Genomic DNA, 19,619 nt, shown 5'->3' on the forward strand with positions numbered 1-19,619 from the left:
GGGCGATGAGTGAGGGCCAAAAGGACGAGGCAGGCCGGACTGGACCCGGGCCGGAGATCGTCGGCGTCTGGCCGGCGGCGGTGTGGATCGTCGTCGGCGCCGGGCATTACCTGAACGACCCCGACCATTTCGCCGGCTGGAAGGGGGCGCTGTATTTCGTGCTGGGCACCGGCGTCGTGGCGCTGGTCGGCGGCATCGCCAGCCTGTCGGCCCGCCGCACGGTCGCCGGCATCCAGGAGCGCCTGCTGAAGGAGGTCCGCCATCGCTTCGACCTCGCCACCTGGGCCATCGCGCTGGGGCTGCGCGTCCTGATCGGGCTGGGCGAGGCGGTGCTGGTGACGCTGCTGGCGCTGTGGGCGGTGGCGATGCTGGGGTGAGGTGTCGGCTTCGAATGCCCCCACCTATCCTCCCCCGCTGGGCGGGGAGGGACTGCCGCCGCTCTAATTGAGTGAGTGTTCTTCTGCACAAGCGCTTGCTCCCTCCCCCGCCCAGCGGGGGAGGGTTGGGGTGGGGAAACCGAAGCCACGTTTCCCGTGAAACGCAAACAGCCCCGCTCCTTGCGGAGACGGGGCTGTTGCAGCAACCAAGCACTCACTTCTGGCTGGTTTTCATGGTCCAGCCCGGCTCCACCCCATGCATGTCGGGCAGGCGGTGGGCAATGCCCTTGTGGCAGTCGATGCAGGTGTTCTGGCCGGTGAACAGGTAGGTCTCGTGCATGTTCGCGGCGCGCGGGTTCTGCTTGGTGATGTCCATCGAGTCCGCGCTGTGGCAGTTGCGGCATTCCAGCGAGTTGTTGGACTTCAGCCGGGCCCACTCGTGCTCGGCCAGCTCGCGGCGCTTGTCCAGGAACTTCTCGCGGGTGTCGATGGTGCCGAAGATCTTGCCCCAGACCTCCTTCGATGCCTGCATCTTGCGGGCGATCTTGTCGGTCCATTCGTGGGGGACGTGGCAGTCGGGGCAGCTGGCGCGCACACCCGACCGGTTCGTGAAGTGGATGGTCTGCTTCAGCTCCTCATAGGGATTGTCGCGCATCTCGTGGCAGCTGATGCAGAAGGCCTCCTTGTTGGTCGCCTCCAGCGCGGTGTTGAAGCCGCCCCAGAAGAGGACGCCGGCGATGAAGCCGCCCAGCGTCAGGAAACCCAGGCTGAAGTGGACGCTGGGGCGGGCGAACAGCCGCCACAGGCCCAGAAATGCGTTGCGGATCGTCATTTCTGGCCGCCTTGGGCATGGCCCAGGACCGCGTCGAAGTCGCGGAAGCTGTTGGGAACGATCGGCTGCGCGTCCGTCTGCTGGACGTGGCACTGGGTGCAGAAGTAGCGGCGCGCCGCCACCGTGCCCAGCGTCTGGCCGTCACGATCCTGGAAATGGGTGACCGACAGCATCGGCGCCTGCGAGCCGGCCGTGTTGCGGCGGTCGTGGCAGGTCAGGCACTTGTTGATGTTCAGGTCGATCTGGTAGTCGCGGATGGCATGCGGGATCAGCGGCGGCTGGTCGGCGTAGTTGCGCACGCGCTTCTGGTCGTCGGTGATCTCGCGGTGGGTCGCCTCGGCCGGGACATCCGTGGTGATCGGATGGTTGGCGGAGGGGACCTTGATCCCCCCACGGTGCCGGTGGCGTTGGCGGCCGCTTGGGCCATCACGACCGGCTTGTCGGCGGCGACGACCCCGGAGGTGACGCCGATGGTCAGGGCCGGGACGCCGGCCAGAAGGGCCAGCGCGGCGATCAGGAAACGGGTCTTCATGATGCCGGCACTCCTCAGGCGTTCACGACGGGCGTGATCTTGACCGCGCATTTCTTGAAGTCGGTCTGTTTGCTGATGGGATCGGTGGCGTCGAGCGTCACCTTGTTGATGAGGACCGTGTGGTCGAAGAAGGGGACGAAGACCAGGCCGCGCGGCGGCTTGTTGCGTCCGCGCGTCTCGACCCGCACCCGAACCTCGCCGCGCCGCGAGGTGATGCGCACCTCCTGACCGCGGCGGACGTTCAGGTCCTTGGCGTCGTCGGGGTGCATGAACACCACGGCGTTGGGGAAGGCCTTGCGCAGCTCCGGCACGCGCAGGGTCATCGACCCGCTGTGCCAGTGCTCGATCACGCGGCCGGTCGACAGCCAGAACGGGTAGTCGGCGTCGGGCGCCTCGGCCGGCGGCTCGTAGGGCAGGGCGAAGACGTTGGCCTTGCCGTCCTTGTTGCCGTAGAAGCGCATGCCCTCGCCGGCCTTCACGTAGGGGTCGGAGCCCTCGCGGTAGCGCCACTTGGTCTCCTTGCCGTCCACCACCGGCCAGCGCAGGCCGCGCTCCTGGTGGTAGAGGTCGAACGGCGCCAAGTCGTGGCCGTGGCCGCGGCCGAAGGCGGCATATTCCTCGAACAGGCCCTTCTGGACGTAGAAGCCGGCGTCCTTGGCCTCCTGGTTGCTGTAGTTCGGATCGAGGTCGGACAGCGGGAAGCGGTCGACCTGACCGTTGCGGAACAGCACGTCGTACAGGGTCTTGCCGCGGTATTCCGGTTTCTTGTTCAGAAGCTCCTCCGGCCACACCTCCTCGATGCGGAAGCGCTTGGAGAACTCCATGATCTGCCACAGGTCGGACCGCGCGCCGTCGGGCGCGTCGACCAGCTGGCGCCACAACTGGGTGCGGCGTTCGGCGTTGCCGTAGCCGCCCTCCTTCTCCACCCACATGGCGGTGGGCAGGATCAGGTCGGCGGCCAGCGCCGTCACGGTCGGGTAGGGATCGGAGACGACGACGAAGTTCTCAGGGTTGCGGTAGCCGGGGAAGGTCTCCTTCGCCGTGTTCGGGGCCGTCTGCATGTTGTTGTTGCACATGACCCAGTAGGCGTTGAGCTTGCCGTCCTTGAGCATGCGGTCCTGCAGAACGGCGTGGTAGCCGATCTTGTCGGGGATGGTCCCCTCCGGCAGCTTCCAGATCTCCTCGGCGTGTTTGCGGTGCTCGGGGTTGGTCACCACCATGTCGGCGGGCAGCCGGTGGGCAAAGGTGCCGACCTCGCGCGCGGTGCCGCAGGCCGAGGGCTGGCCGGTCAGCGAGAAGGGGCCGTTGCCGGGCTGGGAGATCTTACCGGTCAGCAGGTGGATGTTGTAGACGAGGTTGTTGGCCCAGACGCCCCGGACATGCTGGTTGAAGCCCATGGTCCAGAAGGAGACGACCTTCACCTTCGGGTCGGCATACAGCTCCGCCAGCGCCTCCAGCCGGTTCTTCGGCACGCCCGACAGCTCGTGCGCCTTGTCCAGCGTGTAGGGCTCGACGAACTTGGCGAACTCCTCGAAGCTGATCGGGTCGGAGTCGTTGGCCTTGGCGGCGTTCTTCGCCTTCTGCTCCAGCGCGTGCTCGGGACGCAGGCCATAGCCGATGTCGTCGCGGCCGCGCTTGAAGTTGCAGTGCTTCTCGATGAACTCCTTGTTCACCCGGCCGGTCTTGATGATGTGGTTGGCGATGTAGTTCAGGATCGCCAGGTCGGAACCGGGGGTGAAGACCAGGCCGATGTCGGCGAGATCGAAGCTGCGGTGCTCGAAGGTCGACAGGACGGCGACCTTGCAGTCGGGATGGCTGAGGCGGCGGTCGGTGACGCGCGTCCACAGGATGGGGTGCATCTCCGCCATGTTGGAGCCCCACAGCACGAAGGCGTCGGCCTGCTCCATGTCGTCGTAGCAGCCCATCGGCTCGTCCATGCCGAAGGTGCGCATGAAGCCGGCCACCGCCGACGCCATGCAGTGGCGGGCGTTCGGGTCCAGGTTGTTGGAGCGCAGGCCGGCCTTCATCAGCTTGGAGGCGGCATAGCCTTCATAGATGGTCCACTGGCCGGAACCGAACATGCCGACGGCGGTCGGACCCTTCTTCTTCAGGGTCTCCTTCCACTTCTGCGCCATGATGTCGAAGGCGGCGTCCCAGCTGATCGGCTGGAATTCGCCGTCCTTGTCGTACTTGCCGTCCTTCATGCGCAGCAGCGGCTGGTTCAGCCGGTCCTCGCCATACATGATCTTGGACAGGAAATAGCCCTTCACGCAGTTCAGGCCGCGGTTCACCTCGGCCTTCACGTCGCCGTGGGTGGCGACGACGCGGCCGTCCTTGACGCCGACCATGACGCCACAGCCGGTGCCGCAGAAGCGGCAGGGCGCCTTGGACCAGGTCAGCTTGGCGCCTTCGCCGGTCAGCAGGGGGCGGCCGATGCGGGCAGCGAGATTCCGGCCGCCGCGGCGGCGGCAGCGGCGGCTTGCGCCTTCAGGTAATCGCGGCGGGACAGGAACATGCGGGGGACTCCAGTCTTGGAGGAATTTCGTTCGGAATGGGCGGATGCGGCGCGCCTGGACGGCTGTTCCGTCAGGCTGCGTCGATCGCGTCCGCGGGTTCGTAGTGGTGGTAGACCATGGTCGTGCTGTGCACGCCGGGGACGGCGTTCAGCAGGGCGATGCGGTCCACCACCTCAGCGGCGCTGGCGGTGACCAGCGTCACCACGGCCTTGCCGTTCTCCGACGCGCACCACTCCAGCCCGGCGACGGCGCCCGCCGCCTCGCGCACCGCTTCGGTGCGGTCGGGGCTGTGCTGGATGACGAGGCTGGAGATGTGGACTTCGGGGGCGCGGGGCATGTCGGAAGACTCAGTGGGTGAGGAGCTGGTACATCCAGATCGAGAAGCCGTAGGCCGACACGGTGCCGATGGCGATCAGCGGCCAGACCAGGAAGGCCAGCCACAGGAACATCAGTCCCTCGGCCCGGCGGGTCGGAGCCGGATCGGACTCGGTCGCGATCCGATCGGACGGATGGGACAGGACGGGGGAGCTGTTGGGCCTCATGGCTGCACTCTCGGTCGGTGCGGGAACGGATGATCGGCCGGTACCAAAGTATGGTCCTTAGGTATCGGTTTTCGGCCCTTAGTATCGGTACTTTCGAGCGGACTGGAATTGACCCAAATCAAGCGGGGCTATTCACGCCTGTGACGGAATGGCGCGGCGAACCCTGCCGTCGCGTCGTGCAGGCGTTCCGGCCCGGACCGCGCTAAACTAAAGCCGGGCCTTGCCGGAAGGTCCTGAGGCTTCGGTTCGAGATGGGATGGCCATGGATTTGCTGCGAACCTATTGGTCGCCGGCCGAGCTGGTGACCAACGGGCTGATCTTTCTGCATCTGTTGGGGGCGCTGGCGGTCGGGCTGCTGCTGGGCTACGAGCGCAGCTATCACGGGCGGGCGGCGGGGATGCGGACCTATGGGCTGGTCTGCCTGGCGTCCGCCGCGCTGACGGTGGTCAACGCCTATCCCGCCATGTGGTACGGCGGTATGGGCCCCCAAGGGGCGACCGGCGCCGGGGACCCGACCCGGGTGATCCAGGGCATCGTCACCGGCATCGGCTTTCTCGGCGCCGGCGTCATCATGCGCGAGGGGCTGTCGATTCGCGGCCTGTCCACCGCGGCGTCGATCTGGGCGACGTCGGCCATCGGCATCACCATCGGGCTCGGCTTCTACGCCGTCGCCATCGCCGCGGCGGTCCTGACCATCCTGGTGATGAGCCTGCTGCGGCCGATCGAGCGGCTGCTGCCGCACCGCTCCGTGATCCATCTGACGCTGGTCTTTCCCCGCGACAAGGCGCCGCCCCCGGACGAGCTGAGGGCGCAGGTCGCCAAGCATGGCTTCGAGGTGGTCGACTGGGCCTTCCACCTCGCCAACGGCAGCGGCCAGTTCGAATGCCAGCTGGTTCTGCAGGGCAAGGGCGACCTCGACCCGATGGTGCTGGTCGCAGCACTCGCCTCGACCGACGCCCTGGTGGAGTTCAAGCTTTCGCCCTCGCGCATCTGACGCGGCCTGGCTCGGGGTAGGGTCGAATGCATACGTGCTTAATCTTTTCCTAAAACTTTAGCTTTATCGAAGCGGCACGATGACCAAGGATGCGACAGACCGCGGCGCAAGCGGCCGGTGGACGGAAAGGCGGCGCCGCGGCCTGCCGGCCATCCGCATTCGCAGCTTGGCGGGGCGCCTGCCTTCCGATCTTCTGCGTCTCGTGCTGGGCGCGGTCCTGCTCTGCTTCTGCGCGGTGTCCGTCGCGGCCGCGGCGCCGCCGGCCGGGACGCCAGTCGAGCCGCTGCGGCTGGAGCCGTCCACCGCCGGCGCCACGCTGGCCGGCCATTTCGCCCGGCTGGTCGATCCCGGGCGCAAGCTGGACTTCGCCGACATCCTGAAGGCCGACGCCGCCGGGGGGATGGAACCGCGCAGCGATTTCCGCGGCGCCGGCCAGACCCGCGACATCCATTGGTACCGGTTCGACCTGATGCGCGCGCCCGGCGCTCCGGCCGACTGGATCCTGGAGATGGGCGAGGCCTACATCGACCATCTCGACCTGTTCATCCCCAAATCCATGGTGGCGGCATCGATGGCGGAGGATGGCCGGCCGCAGGGTCCGGACGCCTACCGGCTGGTCCGGATGGGGGATTTCGTGCCCTTCAGCCAGCGGCCGATGAAGACGCGGCTGCACGCCCTGCCGCTGAGCCTGCCGGAGGGGCGGGCGGTCTCGCTCTATCTGCGCGTCGATTCGGTCAGCGCCATCCGCCTGTCGGCCCGGATCTGGACGCCGGCGGCCTATATCGGCCACCAGACGCCCGATCTGCTGTTCCAGGGCCTGTTCCTGGGCGTGCTGGGCATCCTGACGCTGGGTTACGTGGCGCTGGGGCTGCTTCTGCGTGACGGGGCGCTGCTGTCCTATACCGGTTATGTCGCCACCGTCTTCTTCTATTACCTGTTCGCCAACGGCACCGCCGCCACCCTGCTGCCGGACATGCCGGGCTGGTTCATCAACATGATGGTGGGCAGCAGCGGCTTCCTGGGCTTTGCCGCGGCGCTGATGATGTGGGTCCATATCCTCGACCTGCGGAGCCGGGCGCCGTGGCTGCGCCGCTGTTACCAGGGGCTGGCGCTGCTCGCCGTGCTGATGCTGCCGACGACGGTGTCGCCGCTCTATGCCCTGACCAACCCGGTGGTGACGGTGTCGGCGCTGGTCGTGGTGGTGATCGCGCTGGTGCTGACCGCGCGCATGACCTGGCTGAACCCCGGCGACCTCAGCCCGCGCTTCTATCTGGCCAGCACGCTGGTCTCGCTCGCCGGCCTGCTGCTGACCCAGATGTCGCTGCGCGGCGTGCTGCCGGCCGATTTCGCCGTCGCCGATCCCTACCAGATCTCCTCAATGGTGGCGGTGCTGGTGCTGGGCGTCGGTCTGGCCCTGCGCATCGGCCGCCTGCAGTCCGAGCGGCTGCGCGCCCGCGAGGAGTCGGCCTTCGCCACCAAGCGGGCGGAGGAGCAGCGCACCTTCGTCGCCATGCTGTCGCACGAGTTCCGCACCCCGCTCGCCTCCATCGACAGCGCGGCGCAGATGATCGAGCTGTCGGGGGCGGTCACGGCGCCGGCGGCGCTGACCCGGCTGGGGCGCATCCGCAACACCACGCGCAAGATGGTGGAGCTGGTGGAACTGTTCCTGTCCGCCGATGCGCTGGACCAGGGGGCGCTGGCGCTGAAGCCGGAACCGGTGGCGCTGGGCCAGCTGATGGAGGAAGCGCTGGGCGGCCTGAAGGAGACGGAGGCGGAGGACCGGCTGGCGGTGGCGGTGGAGACGCCGGACCACCCGCTGCTGGTGGACGCGCCCTTCCTGGGGGTGGCGATCGGCAACCTCGTGCAGAACGCGCTGCGCTATTCCCCGCCGGATGCGCCGGTGCGGGTGACGGCCGGGTACGACGCGGCCGAAGACGGAGGTGGAATCGTCATCCGCGTCGCCGACCGCGGGCGCGGCATGGCGCCGGAGGAGGTGGAGCGGATCGGCTCGATCTATTTCCGCGCCTCCTCCTCGAAGGGCACGAAGGGCACCGGGCTGGGGCTCTACATGACGAAGAAGATCGTCGCCGCCCATGGCGGCACTTTGGTGGTGGAAAGCGCGCGTGAAGAAGGTTCGGCCTTCACCATACGGTTGCCGGATGACGGCGCGCGGTCAGCGGCGGCAAGCCGTCTCGCGGCCCAGTGATAACGTCGAGCGTAAAGCCTGACACATCAGGCTTTGCGCTCGCCCTCAAACGGCGGGCACGGCCGTCCGGCCGCCTGCCTTCGCAGGCATGCTGCACCACCATCGGCAGGCTCTGCGCCGACGCACGCCACGACAGCGCCGACAACCGCCGGCTCTGCTTACGTGACGGGGTTCAGCCGCACATCCGTAAGATCGGCGAGCCTCATGGCTCATGGCTCGGGGGTCGGGGCTCGGGGCTCGGCAAGGTCCGCTGCAACGTCGAGCGCCGCGCGCGGGTTTGTGGCCGCCGTTACCTGCGACGTAATCGATTCGGCTCCCTCCAACGGGCAATCCTGGGTTCACCGGGACAAACCGGCGGACTGACGAGGGAGAACGACCATGGGATACATTCGGACCGACGACGGCGTGCGGCTGTTCTACCGCGATTGGGGCAACCGGGAGGGCGCCCGCCCGATCCTCTTCGTGTCGAGCTGGTCGCTGACCTCCGACGCCTGGGCCTATCAGATGGCGCCGCTGTCCGAGCAGGGGTGCCGCTGCATCGCCTTCGACCGCCGCGGCCATGGCCGGTCGGACGAGTCGCCCACCGGCTATGGCTTCGACCGGCTGGCGGACGACATCGCCGCCGTGATGGAGGCGCTGGACCTTCGCGGCGTGACGCTGGTCGGCCACTCCATGGCGACGGGAGAGATCGTGCGCTGCCTGAGCCGGCATGGCTCCGGGCGGGTGGCGGGCGTGGTGATGGTGGGTACCATAACGCCGCTGATGGCGAGGACCGGCGACAACCCCGACGGCGTCGACCCGGCGATGTTCGAAATCTTCCGGTCGGAACAGCTGCTGCGCGACTTCCCCAAATGGCTGGGCGACAACATCGACCCCTTCGTGAACGAAGAAACATCGGCGGAGATGAAGAGCTGGGTCACGGGGATGGCACTGCAATCCTCGCTGAACGCTTTGCTGGAGTGCCACCGCGCGATCACCTCGGCCGATTTCCGGGAAGAGTTGCCGGCTATCGCTGTGCCGACCCTGGTCGTGCATGGCGACCGCGACGTGACCACCCCGCTGGCGCTCGCCGAGCGCACGGTGGCGCTGATGCCGAATGCAGCCCTGTCGCTTTATGAGGGGGCTCCGCATGGCCTGTTCCTAACCCACCGCGACCGCTTCAACGCGGAACTGCTGGCCTTCGCCCGCCGATGACGGCAACCATGGCTGCCGAGAGCAGGCAGCCGCCACGAATTCGGAGCAGGTTTCATGCCCCATGGCAGTCCTCAAACCGCCACCCGCACCGGCAGGACGCCGGCCGGGCCGGCGGTCGGCGCCCTGCTGCGGTCCTGGCGTCAGCGCCGCGGCCTCAGCCAACTCGATCTCGCCTGCGAGGCCGACATCTCCACCCGGCATGTCAGCTTCCTGGAGACCGGCCGCTCGCAGCCGAGCCGCAGCATGCTGATCCATCTGGCCGAACGGCTGGACGTGCCGCTGCGGGACCGCAACGCCCTGCTCGTCGCCGCCGGTTTCGCCCCGGTCTACAGCGAACACAGCCTGGACAACCCGGCGATGGAGGCTGCGCGCAAGGCGGTCGACCTCGTGCTGACCGGGCATGAGCCCTTCCCGGCGCTGGCGGTGGACCGGCATTGGCACCTGATTGCGGCGAACCGGGCGGTGGCGCCGCTGCTGGAGGGGGTATCGGCCGAACTGCTGGCCCCGCCGGTCAACGTCCTGCGGCTCAGCCTGCATCCGGACGGGTTGGCCGGCCGCATAGGCAACTGGGCGCAATGGCGCGACCATGTGCTGTCCCGCCTGACCCGCCAGATCGAGGCAAGCGCCGACCCGGCGCTGGTGGCGCTGCACAGCGAGCTGCAGGGCTATCCCGCCCCGCCCTTTTCGGACAATGGCGACAGCGAGGCCGGCCACCATCCCGACGTGGTCGTGCCGCTGCGCCTGCACAGCTCGGCCGGACCGCTGAACCTGTTCAGCACGACGACCGTCTTCGGGACGGCGGTGGATGTCACTTTGTCGGAACTGGCGATCGAGGCGTTCTTTCCGGCCGATGCCGAAACGGCGGACCGTCTGCGCCGGACCCTTGCCGAAATGCCCTCTCCCCCGGGGAGAGGGATAAAGCGGATTGCGATCCGCTTTAACCGCATCAGCGCATTCCGAAAACCGCTTCTTAATAGAGCGACTTCGGGATCCGCTCCGCCAGCGAGCGGTCGTAGGCGTCGCCGCCCTCGCGCCCGGCGCTGGCCTCCGCCAGCAGGGATCCCACCGACGGCAGGCTGGCGCGCGGCACCTGGGCCGCCGGGTCCCACAGGCGGGAGCGCAGCAGGGCGCGGGCGCACTGGAAGAACACCGTCTCGATGGTGACCACCAGCACCGATTTCGGCGCCTTGCCGTCGACGGCGAAGCTCTCGCACAGCATCGGATCGGTGTCGATCACCGCGCGGCCGTTGACCCGCAGCGTCTCGTTCAGCCCCGGCACCAGGAACAGCAGCCCGACCCGCGGATCGGCCAGGATGTTGCGCAGGCTGTCGATGCGGTTGTTGCCGCGGCGATCGGGGATCAGCAGGGTGCGGTCGTCCGCCACCCGCACGAAGCCCGGCTCGTCGCCGCGCGGCGAGGCGTCCAGCCCGCCCGGTCCGCTGGTGGCGAGGACGAAGAAGGGCGACGCCTCGATCAGCGCGCGGTAGCCGGGGGTCAGCGCCGGCACCTCCTTGGCGATGGAGGCGGCGACCGGCTCGCCATAAAGGGCTTCCAGCGCCGCGAGGTCGGTGACGGGGCGGCTCATTTCGCCTCCAGCAGGAAATAGACGAAGTCGATGGACGGCGCGTCCAGCCCGAACTGGGTCAGCAGGCCGTGGGCCTGTCCGCGATGGTGGGTCTGGTGGTTGAAGACGTGGGTCAACACCTGGGCGAAGGGCAGCGCGTGGGCCGTGCCGGCCATGCTGCGGTAGGAGAGCACCGACTCGAACCGCTCCGCCGTGGTGGCGGCCAGCACGCGCAGGATGCGCTCGTCCTCCGCCTCGCGGGCGGCGCGGAGGGTGGCGAAGTCGTCGCAGAGGATTTCGTCGAGCGCCGAGGGCTTCGGCCCGGCGCCTTCGATCCGCTCCAGCCATATCCGGTCGGCAACCAGGATGTGGTTCAGCGTGCCGCGCATCGAGCCGAAGAAGGCGCCGCGATCCTCGCGGAACTGCGCGTCGGACAGCTGGGCGACGGCGTCGTACAGGCGGCGGTTGGACCAGCGGTTGTAGCGGGCAAGGGTCTCGAAATGCGGCTTGGGGTCCATGGGGGAGCCTTTGGCTTGCGTGGTGTCCTCTCCCGCCTCTCGCACAAACTTCGTTTGTACTGACGGCGTCAGGCGGATCAAAGATCCGCTGAGAGCCCCGGGAGAGGGAGGGGACCCGCGCCGAAGGCGTGGAGAGGGTGAGGGGTAGGGCAAGCATCCCGAACCGCATGGTTCCCTGCGCTGCCCCTCACCCTTCCCATGCTCCGCATGGGCCCCTTCCCTCTCCCGGGGCGGGAGAGGGAGGATCGATCAAACCCCGGCGCGCTTGGCCGACAGACCCGAGGGGGACAGCAGGACTTCGCGCTTGCCCTGGTGGTTGGCGGGGCCGACCACGCGTTCGGTCTCCATCCGCTCGACCAGACGGGCGGCGCGGTTGTAGCCGATCTGCAGCTGGCGCTGGATGAAGCTGACCGACACCTTGCCTTCGCGCACCACCAGATTGACCGCCTGCATGTAGAGGTCGTCGCCGGTCGCACCCGAACCGCCCTCCTCGTCCTCCACCGCGGCGGCTTCCTCCTCCTCCTCGGTGATGGCGGTGACGTAGTTGGGGGCGCCCTGCGCCTTGACGTACTGAACGATCTCCTCGACCTCCGAATCGGAGACGAAGGGGCCGTGGACGCGGGTGATGCGGCCGCCGCCCTGCATGTAGAGCATGTCGCCCTGGCCCAGCAGCTGCTCCGCCCCGGCTTCGCCCAGGATGGTGCGGCTGTCGATCTTGCTGGTGACCTGGAAGCTGATCCGGGTCGGGAAGTTGGCCTTGATGGTGCCGGTGATGACGTCGACCGACGGGCGCTGCGTCGCCATGATCAGGTGGATGCCGGCGGCACGCGCCATCTGGGCGAGACGCTGGATCGCCGCCTCGATCTCCTTGCCGGCGACCAGCATCAGGTCGGCCATCTCATCGACGATGACCACGATGTAGGGCAGCGGCGTCGGTTCCTGCGGCGTCAGGTCGAAGACGTTTTCCGGCTCACCCGGCGCCGGGGCGCGGCGCGGCATCTTCTCGCCGGCGGCGATCATCTCCGCCATGCGGGCGTTGTAGCCCTCGATGTTGCGGACGCCGAGCTTGGACATCGCCTCGTAGCGGCTTTCCATCTCGCGCACGGCCCAGCGGAGCGCCACCACCGCCTTCTTGGGATCGGTGACGACGGGGGTCAGCAGGTGCGGGATGCCGTCATAGACCGACAGCTCCAGCATCTTGGGATCGACCATGATGAAGCGGCAGCGCTCCGGCGGCAGCCGGTAGAGCAGCGACAGGATCATGGTGTTGATCGCCACCGACTTGCCCGAGCCGGTGGTGCCGGCGACCAGCAGGTGCGGCATGCGGGCGAGGTCGGCCACCACCGGCTCGCCGCTGATATCCTTGCCGAGCGCGATGGCGAGCTGGGCCGTGGTGTTGCGGAAGGCGTCGTGGTCGAAGCTTTCGCGCAGGTAGACCATCTCGCGCACCGGGTTCGGCAGCTCGACGCCGATGACGCTGCGGCCGGGGACGATGGCGATGCGGGCGGTCACCACGCTCATCGAACGGGCGATGTCGTCGGTCAGGTTGATGACGGTGGCCGACTTGGTGCCGGGCGCCGGCTCGAACTCGTACAGCGTCACCACCGGGCCAGGGCGCACGTCCATGATCTCGCCGCGGACGCGGAAGTTCTTGAGGACGGTTTCCAGCATCCGCGCGTTGCGGGCCAGGACCGATTCGTCATGCTGCTGGACCGGGCGCGGCGGAGGATTCTGCAGCAGCGAGACGGCGGGCAGCGAATAGACGGCGGGATAGTCCACCGGCTCCGCCGGAGCGGCGGGCGCGCAGGGGGCAGCCTGCGGCGCGGACTGTGGCGCGGCCGGGGCGGGCGCGCAGGGGCTTGCCGCCTCCGGCGCCGGCGCAGCTTCGCACGGGGGGCGGCGGGCGTTTCCGCCGGCGCCGGGTCGCGCGCCTCATAGGCCCATTCGACGCCGGACAGGAAGGCGAAGCCGGCGACCACCGCCAGCGCCTCGTCCGACAGGTTGGTGGAATAGACGGTGCCGGCGCGCGGGGTGCCGGGCAGAACCTCCACGTCCCACATCACGCGGCCGTCGGGGCGCGGGTTGGGAACGAGGTTGAAGGGGCGGCCGTTCAGCGCGCACCACAGATTGAACTCGTCGGCGGTCACCACGCCCGCCTGGGTGGGCGGGGCGGCGAGATGCGGCATACGCGGGGTCATGCCGAGGCTCCCGGCTTCTGAACGGTGAGGGGGACTGGACCGGAGGAGGAGCCGCCCGGCCCCGGGGCAGGCAGAGGCGGGCGGGCCGCCAGCTCGCGCGGCGTCATCTCGTAGGCGGCGACCAGCAGCTTGTCGATGCCGACCCCGTCGCTGGACATCGGCAGGACCAGCCGTTCGAAGCTGCGGGTGCGGCCGCCGAAGACGGCGGTGTGGACACGCGCGACGGGCAGCCGTTCGCGGCGCACCGTCTCGTATTCCGGCTGCAGCACGGCGCGCTGTTCCGGCGGCAGGTCGTCCAGCGTGGCGCCAAGGCGCGACTGGCCGAAGGCCGCGACCAGCGCCTTGCCGTAATAGGAATAGACGAAGGTGCCGGATTCCTCCCCGATCACCTCGAACACGACGATGTTGTCCTTCCACGGCCGGAGATCGGCCGGGGAGATGCTGCTCGGGACCGGCGGCCGGCCGGCGACGGATTTGGTGAGCCAGAATTCGAGCAGGCCGCTGAGGGACGGCGTCGCCAGCTCGGTTCTTTCCTTGGTCATGACAATCGCAGCTGGACGGGCGGCGCTCCCGCGGAGGTAACGCCGCCGGAGCTTTCAAGAGCCGCCGGAACCATACCCGCAAGGGCCGGTGCGGCGCAACCGCAAGGGCCAAGCCCGGCGGCTGCGCCGTAATCCGGCTTTTACCGGCCGGCTCCTACCTGCGCTTCATCACGCCGCGCAGGTGACGCCGGTGCCGCCCAGGCCGCAATAGCCGTTGGGATTCTTGGCGAGATACTGCTGGTGGTAGGCTTCCGCGAAGTAGAAGGGCGGAGCCTCGCGGATCTCGGTGGTGATCGGGCCGTAGCCGGCCTGGGCCAGCCGCTCCTGGTAGGCGGCCAGCGTCGCCTCCGCCGCCGCCTTCTGGGCGGGGCTGTGGGTGTAGACGGCCGAGCGGTACTGGGTGCCGACATCGTTGCCCTGGCGCATGCCCTGGGTCGGGTCGTGCGATTCCCAGAAGACGCGCAGCAGATCCTCGACCGTCACCATCGCCGGGTCGTAGACGACGCGTACCGCCTCGGTATGGCCGGTGCGGCCGGTGCAGACCTCTTCATAGGTCGGATTCGGGGTATGGCCGCCCTGATAGCCGACGGCGGTCACCCACACGCCGGGAACCTGCCAGAACTTGCGCTCCGCCCCCCAGAAGCAGCCCAGCCCGAGGTCGATGACCTCCAGTCCGGGCGGGTAGGGCGGGGCGAGGCGGTGGCCGTTGACATGGTGCTGGTCAGGCAGCGGAACGGCTTGGCTGCGGCCGGGCAGCGCCTCCTCCGGCGTCGGCAGCGTCGGCGGCTTGCGCATGAAATGCCCCAGCATGGTCGGGTCTCCCATCAGTAGCGATCCGTTGGAGGGACCCCTTATGTCGGGTGGCGGTCCTGCCGCGGCAAGATGGCGCAGGGCTCCCGGCCGGGGAGATCGACGGCGCCGGGACCTTCGGGCGTTTCCCCGTGTTTGACCCTGTGACCCAGGAGGAACCTTAAAAAGGAGAGCCATCATGGCGAGCACCACCGACGACCGCATTATCGAATCGCTGATCGACCATGGCCGGCGCAACGGCAACCGTCTGAGCGCCGAGGCGCTGGGCGCGATCCTGCCCGTGGACACGATGACGCCGGAGGAAACCGCCGCGGTGATCGAGCGGGTCGAGGCCGCCGGGGTGGAGGTCGAACTGGACGATGCCCGCCTGATGCAGGGCCGCCCCAACCCGGCGCTGGCCCGGCAGGCCGGCGACTACCGCCGCGGCGACGGCGTGGTGGACATGGCGAGCCCGGCCGCACCGGCGGTCTCGGCCCCCGGTGCGGTGCCGTCGCGCCACGGCTGGGCCGACGAAGCCGGGAGCGGCCATGGCGGCCACCATCATGGCGCCGCGCCGACCTGGAGGCGCGACGGCGTGGAACTGCTGCCGCTGGCCTCCGTCGCCGCGGTGGCGGTGGTGCTGATCCTGATGCTCGGGTAAGGGGGCTTCAGCCCGCCTTCTCAGCCCGCCTTCTCAGCCCGCCGTCAGGGCGTGGATGAGGATGGCGGCGGTGGCGGCGACGTTCAGCGACTGGACGCGCCCGCTGCCGGGGATGGTCAGCACCGCCTCGCAGGCCGCCAGCGTGGCCGGCGGGATGCCGTCCTCCTCGTTGCCCAGGATGAGCGCGGGCGGCTTTGCAGTCTGCATCTTGGAATTGGCAGGGCCGCGCCAGCCGGTCAGCGCGCCGGCATCGACGGTCGGGCGACTCTGATCCAGCGCCGTGCCGAAGACCCGGTGGCTGGTGCGCAGCCGCTTCAGCAGGGCGGGCAATGCTGGGGCGCGTTCCAGCGTCACCCACTCGAACCCGCCTTCCGCCACGCGGTAGGCGGCCTCCGACGGCAGGGCCTGGCCGGGATGGTCGGAGACCAGCACCCGCGGCAGGCCGAAGAAGGCGGCGGTGCGCAGGATGGCGCCCAGATTGTGCGGGTTGCCGACCCCGTCGAGGATCAGCAGCGGCTCGGCTGTGCGCCGGGCGACCTCCGGATCGAACAGTGGGATGGTTCGCGGGGCCATCAGCGCCACCACCCCGCCATGCAGGACGGTGCCGGCGACCTTCGCCAGCTCCTCGCCCTCCACCATGCGGTAGGGCTTGCGGGCGGCCGCCATCGCCTTGCAGAAGGCACCTACCGCCGGCTTCAGCCGCTCGTCGAAGAACAGCCGCTCCACCCTCTCCGGCTCATGGGCGAAGAGGGCGGAGACGGCGGCCAGCCCGGCGACGCGGAACAGCTTGCGCTGCTCGGCCGGCTCCGGGGCTGTGGCAGCGGAGGGGGCAGCGGGCCTGGGGTGGTGGGGACGGTTGCGGGCGTGGCTGGGATGGGGCGGGCGCCCGCGCGGAGGCATGGGGGTCCTGTCTGTCTGAAATGGGGCGGCGGGTTACAGCAGCTTCACCACCAGGAAGCCGCCGATCAGCGCCACCGCGAACACGCTGGTGACGAGCGTCAGCCGCTTCTCGATGAAGGCGCGGATCGGCGGGCCGAAGAAATACAGCAGCGCCGCGACCAGATAGAAGCGCATCGCCCGCGAGATGATCGAGGCGCCGATGAACACCCACAGCGGCAGGTGCGCCACGCCGGCGGTGATGGTCAGCAGCTTGTAGGGGATGGGCGTCATGCCCTTGATGATGAGGATCTCCGCCCCGTAATCGACGAAGGTCTGGCGCAGCTGCTCGAACTTGTCGGTCAGGTGGTAGAACTCGATCACCCAGCGGCCGATGGTCTCGTACAGGAAATAGCCGATCATGTAGCCGGCGATGCCGCCGACCACCGAGGCCAGCGTGCAGATCGTCGCCAGCTTCCAGGCCGCCTTGCGGTTGGCGATGACCATCGGCACCAGAAGCAGGTCCGGCGGCAGCGGGAAGAAGGAGCTTTCGGCGAAGGACACCCCGGCCAGCCACTTGGTCGAATCCTTCGACGCGGCCTTGGCCATGGTCCAGTCGTAAAGACGCTTCAGCATGAATTGGGCTGCCCTTCGTCGCTGCCGTTGCGGTGCGCCATAAAGCGCCGGTGGCTCCTTTTATGCGGGAGCGTACCGGCGCGCCAGTGCCCAATTCGATCGCCCCCGGACAGGCAGGGCCCATCCGGAGGCGTTAGCCCGGTCATGCGGGGCGGAGTCGGCCGGGTCCGGTCAGGCGGCGGCCAGGCCCCCCGGCGTCGCGTTGGCGTTGGCCGTGGGGACGGGCACCGGCGTCGCGGCCTTGCGGCGCTCGCCGTGCAGGCGCAGCAGGTTGGCGGCGGCGCTGAAGACGTCCGACGCCATGGCGAAGGGCGACATCACCACCGCGTTGTGGCTGATCCAGAAGGCGCCGGCCACCAGCAGGAACAGGCGCATGCGCACCGCGTCCGACTGCCAGCGCGCCAGCGTGGAGAAGGTGATGCCCAGGCTGGACAGCGCCGAGGGCAGGCCCGACCAGGTGAAGACGGCGATGGCGGCGATGGCCGGCACCGTGGCGGCGAAGGCCGCGGTCTGCCAGCGGCTGCGCCCCTCCGGCATCGCCGCCAGGGCCTGCGTCACCACCAGCAGGCACAGCGCCGCCGCGGTGTGGGCGCCCAGCAGCACATAGTGGATGATGAACATCAGGTTGGTCACCGCCTGCCCGGCCAGCAGGGCGCGGCGCTTCTTCATCAGCGGCCACAGGCACGAACCGGCAAAGGCGGCCGCACCGAAGACGTCGGCGGCCGTGACGGGCAGGGGAAGGGACAGCATGGCGGCGGGGAGCCTCGGGGAGGACGGGGGCTGGAGAGCGCAGGAAGGACGTTCGGCACCGCGTAAGCGGCCCGTTCGGGTGGGGGAAGGCGTGTCGGGAAAAGCGTCTGTTGCCGATCGGCCACGCTGGGACCAAGCTGCAACGGAACCATATGTACGGCGTGCCACTCCGCCGCACCACCGGGCTTCCCGTTGCCCAGGGCTGCACCGCGTGCATGGAAGAAAAAACGGACGGCAGTGCTTGGGTGGTCTTCGCCGATGACTTGAGGCGGCCAAGCCGATGACTTGGCTGTCAAATCAAGCGCTCAGCCGGCCGGCGGCGTCCCGGCGGCCCCTGACTCCTTCCCGACTCCCTCCTCCCCGGACCCCTCCTCCTTCAGCACCTCGTCCAGCCAGCGCAGGTGCGGTTCGGCGGCCTTGCGGGCCTCCTCCTCGATGCGGCGGTAGCGGGCGACCACCTCCTGCCCCAGCGGGGTCAGGCCGGCGCCGCCGCCCTCGCGGCCGCCGACGCTGGTGCGGATCACCGGCTCGCGGAAGGCGGTGTTCATTGTCTCCACCAGGAACCAGGCGCGGCGGAAGGTCATGTCCAGCGAGCGCGCTGCGGCGGAGATGGAGCCGGTGCGGTCGATGGCCTCCAGCAACGCGATCTTGCCGGGGCCGATGGCGCCCGACGGGTGCATGAAGCGGACGCGAAGGTCGGTGGGCATGGCGTGTACTGGAGGCTTTCCGGTGGGATGGCGTTCCGATGCGGTCCGAACAGGGACCGGAACAACCATGTGGGGGCGTTCCCACCGGTTCAAGCGACAAGTGGCCCGATAAGGGGCGCCACCGAGGGGGCGATACGTCGCACCCCCGGTGTGTTGCCGGCGCTCAGTCCGCCCCGGCGGCCTCGGCGAGGCCCAGGAAAGCCGGCAGCTCGTGGGTGACGACGTAGGTGGGGATCGGGGCCAGGAAATCGCGCATGCGGCCCTTCTCGACGAAGCGCTTGCGGAAACGGGAATGGGTGAACAGCGTCCCCAGCCTTGGCACGATGCCGCCGGCGATGTAGACGCCGCCCCGGGCGCCCAGCGTCAGGGCGAGGTTGCCGGCGACGGTGCCCAGCATGGCGCAGAACATCTCCACCGCCTCCACGCAATGGGGCTCGGTCCCGGCCAGGGCGTTGTCGGAGATCTGCGCGGGGGTCAGAGGGGCCGGCTCGCGCCCGTCGAGGATCGACAGGGCATTGTAGAGGTTGACGAGGCCCGGCCCTGACAGCACCCGTTCGGCCGAGACATGGTCGAACTCCTTGCGCAGCTGGCCCAGCACGGCGCTCTCGCGGTCGCTGACCGGCGCCATGGTGACATGGCCGCCCTCGCCCGACAGGGCGGTCCAGCGGTTGTTGGCGCCCGGCACCAGACCCGACACGCCCAGCCCGCTGCCCGGCCCCAGCACGGCGACGACGGCGCCGGGCTGCGGCGTGCCGTCGCCGACCTGCCGCCGGTCCTCTTCGGCCAGACGCGGCACCGACAGGGCGACGGCGGTGAAGTCGTTGATGACGGCCAGCCCGTCCAGCCCCAGGGCGTCGCGCACCCGGCCGACGGAGAACTGCCAGACCAGATTGGTCATGGCGATGTGGTCGCCGGTGACCGGCCCCGCCACCGCGAAGGCGCCGCGCCGCGGTCGACCCGGCGTGCCCGGCGCCGCCAGCCCGACCGCCGACAGGTAGGCGCCGGCCGCATCCTCGATCGAGGCATAGTCGGCACAGCGCAGCACGCGGGTGTCGCGCACCACCCGGCCGTCGATCAGGCCGAAGCGCGCGTTGGTGCCGCCGATGTCGGCGACAAGGATGGGAGAGGCGGCGGTGCCGGCAGCGGCAGGGGTGGGGTCGGCGGCCATGGATCCGGTTCTGCGTT

At 69.2% G+C, this 19,619-nt stretch carries 19 protein-coding genes and 2 pseudogenes; 6 read left to right on the forward strand and 15 right to left on the reverse strand.

All coding sequences use genetic code 11. The features are described from left to right. Positions 1-5 precede the first annotated feature (5 nt). Positions 6-377: a hypothetical protein gene (locus AB8P05_RS10570; RefSeq protein WP_455170760.1), complete on the forward strand. Its 372-nt coding sequence runs from the start codon at positions 6-8 to the stop codon at positions 375-377. 214 nt (positions 378-591) lie between these two features. Here the strand turns inward: AB8P05_RS10570 and AB8P05_RS10575 are convergent, their stop codons facing one another. From AB8P05_RS10575 to AB8P05_RS10595, 5 genes and pseudogenes are all read right to left on the reverse strand, one after another. Then, positions 592-1,209 carry a cytochrome c3 family protein gene (locus tag AB8P05_RS10575; RefSeq protein WP_455170761.1) on the reverse strand — a complete coding sequence of 206 codons (618 nt, stop codon included), beginning with the start codon at positions 1,207-1,209 and terminating at the stop codon, positions 592-594. Continuing rightward, the gene (locus AB8P05_RS10580; RefSeq protein ID WP_472759334.1) at positions 1,206-1,595 is read right to left on the reverse strand and encodes a nitrate reductase cytochrome c-type subunit; all 390 of its coding nucleotides are present in this window, start codon (positions 1,593-1,595) and stop codon (positions 1,206-1,208) included. The genes AB8P05_RS10575 and AB8P05_RS10580 overlap by 4 nt, the downstream gene beginning before the upstream one ends. 160 nt (positions 1,596-1,755) lie before the next feature. Continuing rightward, positions 1,756-4,256 (reverse strand): annotated as a pseudogene (napA, locus tag AB8P05_RS10585) (nitrate reductase catalytic subunit NapA). Between the two features lie 71 nt (positions 4,257-4,327). Beyond that, positions 4,328-4,594 carry a chaperone NapD gene (locus AB8P05_RS10590; RefSeq protein ID WP_455170764.1) on the reverse strand — a complete coding sequence of 89 codons (267 nt, stop codon included), beginning with the start codon at positions 4,592-4,594 and terminating at the stop codon, positions 4,328-4,330. A 10-nt stretch (positions 4,595-4,604) separates the two neighbouring features. After that, complete coding sequence (locus AB8P05_RS10595) at positions 4,605-4,799, reverse strand: periplasmic nitrate reductase, NapE protein (RefSeq protein WP_455170765.1); 195 nt, start codon at positions 4,797-4,799, stop codon at positions 4,605-4,607. A gap of 262 nt (positions 4,800-5,061) precedes the next feature. Between AB8P05_RS10595 and AB8P05_RS10600 the strand changes: the two genes are divergently transcribed. From AB8P05_RS10600 to AB8P05_RS10615, 4 genes and pseudogenes are all read left to right on the forward strand, one after another. Next, on the forward strand, positions 5,062-5,793 hold the full coding sequence (locus AB8P05_RS10600) for an MgtC/SapB family protein (RefSeq protein ID WP_455170766.1): 732 nt from the start codon (positions 5,062-5,064) through the stop codon (positions 5,791-5,793). A gap of 79 nt (positions 5,794-5,872) precedes the next feature. Continuing rightward, complete coding sequence (locus tag AB8P05_RS10605) at positions 5,873-7,999, forward strand: sensor histidine kinase (RefSeq protein ID WP_472757905.1); 2,127 nt, start codon at positions 5,873-5,875, stop codon at positions 7,997-7,999. 378 nt (positions 8,000-8,377) lie between these two features. After that, entirely contained in the window at positions 8,378-9,193 is an 816-nt protein-coding gene (locus AB8P05_RS10610) for an alpha/beta fold hydrolase (RefSeq protein WP_472757906.1), read from the forward strand. A 54-nt stretch (positions 9,194-9,247) separates the two neighbouring features. Then, a pseudogene (locus tag AB8P05_RS10615) lies at positions 9,248-10,060 on the forward strand (helix-turn-helix domain-containing protein); the annotation flags it as partial. Between the two features lie 103 nt (positions 10,061-10,163). Here the strand turns inward: AB8P05_RS10615 and AB8P05_RS10620 are convergent. The 5 genes from AB8P05_RS10620 to msrA form a co-directional block, all read right to left on the reverse strand. Beyond that, positions 10,164-10,778 (reverse strand): pyridoxamine 5'-phosphate oxidase family protein, encoded by a 615-nt coding sequence (locus tag AB8P05_RS10620; protein ID WP_472757907.1) that lies wholly within the window; start codon positions 10,776-10,778, stop codon positions 10,164-10,166. Next, positions 10,775-11,275, reverse strand: a complete 501-nt coding sequence (locus tag AB8P05_RS10625; RefSeq protein WP_472757908.1) for a DinB family protein — start codon at positions 11,273-11,275, stop codon at positions 10,775-10,777. The genes AB8P05_RS10620 and AB8P05_RS10625 overlap by 4 nt, the downstream gene beginning before the upstream one ends. A 249-nt stretch (positions 11,276-11,524) precedes the next feature. Continuing rightward, positions 11,525-13,054, reverse strand: coding sequence for a DNA translocase FtsK (locus AB8P05_RS10630; RefSeq protein ID WP_472757909.1), 1,530 nt, complete (start codon positions 13,052-13,054; stop codon positions 11,525-11,527). Between the two features lie 415 nt (positions 13,055-13,469). After that, positions 13,470-14,015, reverse strand: a complete 546-nt coding sequence (locus tag AB8P05_RS10635) for a PAS domain-containing protein (protein ID WP_455170773.1) — start codon at positions 14,013-14,015, stop codon at positions 13,470-13,472. A 168-nt stretch (positions 14,016-14,183) separates the two neighbouring features. Then, positions 14,184-14,825 carry a peptide-methionine (S)-S-oxide reductase MsrA gene (gene msrA / locus AB8P05_RS10640; protein WP_472759335.1) on the reverse strand — a complete coding sequence of 214 codons (642 nt, stop codon included), beginning with the start codon at positions 14,823-14,825 and terminating at the stop codon, positions 14,184-14,186. A 178-nt stretch (positions 14,826-15,003) separates the two neighbouring features. Between msrA and AB8P05_RS10645 the strand changes: the two genes are divergently transcribed. Further along, the gene (locus AB8P05_RS10645; protein WP_472757910.1) at positions 15,004-15,465 is read left to right on the forward strand and encodes a hypothetical protein; all 462 of its coding nucleotides are present in this window, start codon (positions 15,004-15,006) and stop codon (positions 15,463-15,465) included. Between the two features lie 33 nt (positions 15,466-15,498). Here the strand turns inward: AB8P05_RS10645 and AB8P05_RS10650 are convergent, their stop codons facing one another. The 5 genes from AB8P05_RS10650 to AB8P05_RS10670 all read right to left on the reverse strand — a co-directional run bounded on the left by AB8P05_RS10650 (position 15,499) and on the right by AB8P05_RS10670 (position 19,602). Continuing rightward, a complete protein-coding gene (locus AB8P05_RS10650) occupies positions 15,499-16,365 on the reverse strand; it encodes a TrmH family RNA methyltransferase (RefSeq protein WP_472757911.1) in 867 nt (288 codons plus the stop codon). A 33-nt stretch (positions 16,366-16,398) separates the two neighbouring features. Next, complete coding sequence (locus tag AB8P05_RS10655) at positions 16,399-16,977, reverse strand: YqaA family protein (protein WP_455170776.1); 579 nt, start codon at positions 16,975-16,977, stop codon at positions 16,399-16,401. A 171-nt stretch (positions 16,978-17,148) separates the two neighbouring features. After that, positions 17,149-17,727 carry a YgjV family protein gene (locus AB8P05_RS10660; protein ID WP_472757912.1) on the reverse strand — a complete coding sequence of 193 codons (579 nt, stop codon included), beginning with the start codon at positions 17,725-17,727 and terminating at the stop codon, positions 17,149-17,151. A 305-nt stretch (positions 17,728-18,032) separates the two neighbouring features. After that, positions 18,033-18,434, reverse strand: a complete 402-nt coding sequence (locus AB8P05_RS10665) for a winged helix-turn-helix domain-containing protein (protein ID WP_472757913.1) — start codon at positions 18,432-18,434, stop codon at positions 18,033-18,035. 163 nt (positions 18,435-18,597) lie between these two features. Then, positions 18,598-19,602: a glucokinase gene (locus AB8P05_RS10670; protein ID WP_472757914.1), complete on the reverse strand. Its 1,005-nt coding sequence runs from the start codon at positions 19,600-19,602 to the stop codon at positions 18,598-18,600. Positions 19,603-19,619: the final 17 nt, after the last annotated feature.

The organism is Azospirillum sp. VT-I1 (genome assembly GCF_055698305.1).

What these genes read in the sequence shown, in the direction of transcription:
- AB8P05_RS10570 (WP_455170760.1), top strand. Translation starts at nt 6, where the DNA reads ATGAGTGAGGGCCAAAAGGACGAGGCAGGCCGGACTGGACCCGGGCCG.
- AB8P05_RS10575 (WP_455170761.1), bottom strand. Translation starts at nt 1,209, where the DNA reads ATGACGATCCGCAACGCATTTCTGGGCCTGTGGCGGCTGTTCGCCCGC.
- AB8P05_RS10590 (WP_455170764.1), bottom strand. Translation starts at nt 4,594, where the DNA reads ATGCCCCGCGCCCCCGAAGTCCACATCTCCAGCCTCGTCATCCAGCAC.
- AB8P05_RS10595 (WP_455170765.1), bottom strand. Translation starts at nt 4,799, where the DNA reads ATGAGGCCCAACAGCTCCCCCGTCCTGTCCCATCCGTCCGATCGGATC.
- AB8P05_RS10600 (WP_455170766.1), top strand. Translation starts at nt 5,062, where the DNA reads ATGGATTTGCTGCGAACCTATTGGTCGCCGGCCGAGCTGGTGACCAAC.
- AB8P05_RS10605 (WP_472757905.1), top strand. Translation starts at nt 5,873, where the DNA reads ATGACCAAGGATGCGACAGACCGCGGCGCAAGCGGCCGGTGGACGGAA.
- AB8P05_RS10610 (WP_472757906.1), top strand. Translation starts at nt 8,378, where the DNA reads ATGGGATACATTCGGACCGACGACGGCGTGCGGCTGTTCTACCGCGAT.
- AB8P05_RS10620 (WP_472757907.1), bottom strand. Translation starts at nt 10,778, where the DNA reads ATGAGCCGCCCCGTCACCGACCTCGCGGCGCTGGAAGCCCTTTATGGC.
- AB8P05_RS10625 (WP_472757908.1), bottom strand. Translation starts at nt 11,275, where the DNA reads ATGGACCCCAAGCCGCATTTCGAGACCCTTGCCCGCTACAACCGCTGG.
- AB8P05_RS10635 (WP_455170773.1), bottom strand. Translation starts at nt 14,015, where the DNA reads ATGACCAAGGAAAGAACCGAGCTGGCGACGCCGTCCCTCAGCGGCCTG.
- msrA (WP_472759335.1), bottom strand. Translation starts at nt 14,825, where the DNA reads ATGCTGGGGCATTTCATGCGCAAGCCGCCGACGCTGCCGACGCCGGAG.
- AB8P05_RS10645 (WP_472757910.1), top strand. Translation starts at nt 15,004, where the DNA reads ATGGCGAGCACCACCGACGACCGCATTATCGAATCGCTGATCGACCAT.
- AB8P05_RS10650 (WP_472757911.1), bottom strand. Translation starts at nt 16,365, where the DNA reads ATGCCTCCGCGCGGGCGCCCGCCCCATCCCAGCCACGCCCGCAACCGT.
- AB8P05_RS10655 (WP_455170776.1), bottom strand. Translation starts at nt 16,977, where the DNA reads ATGCTGAAGCGTCTTTACGACTGGACCATGGCCAAGGCCGCGTCGAAG.
- AB8P05_RS10660 (WP_472757912.1), bottom strand. Translation starts at nt 17,727, where the DNA reads ATGCTGTCCCTTCCCCTGCCCGTCACGGCCGCCGACGTCTTCGGTGCG.
- AB8P05_RS10665 (WP_472757913.1), bottom strand. Translation starts at nt 18,434, where the DNA reads ATGCCCACCGACCTTCGCGTCCGCTTCATGCACCCGTCGGGCGCCATC.
- AB8P05_RS10670 (WP_472757914.1), bottom strand. Translation starts at nt 19,602, where the DNA reads ATGGCCGCCGACCCCACCCCTGCCGCTGCCGGCACCGCCGCCTCTCCC.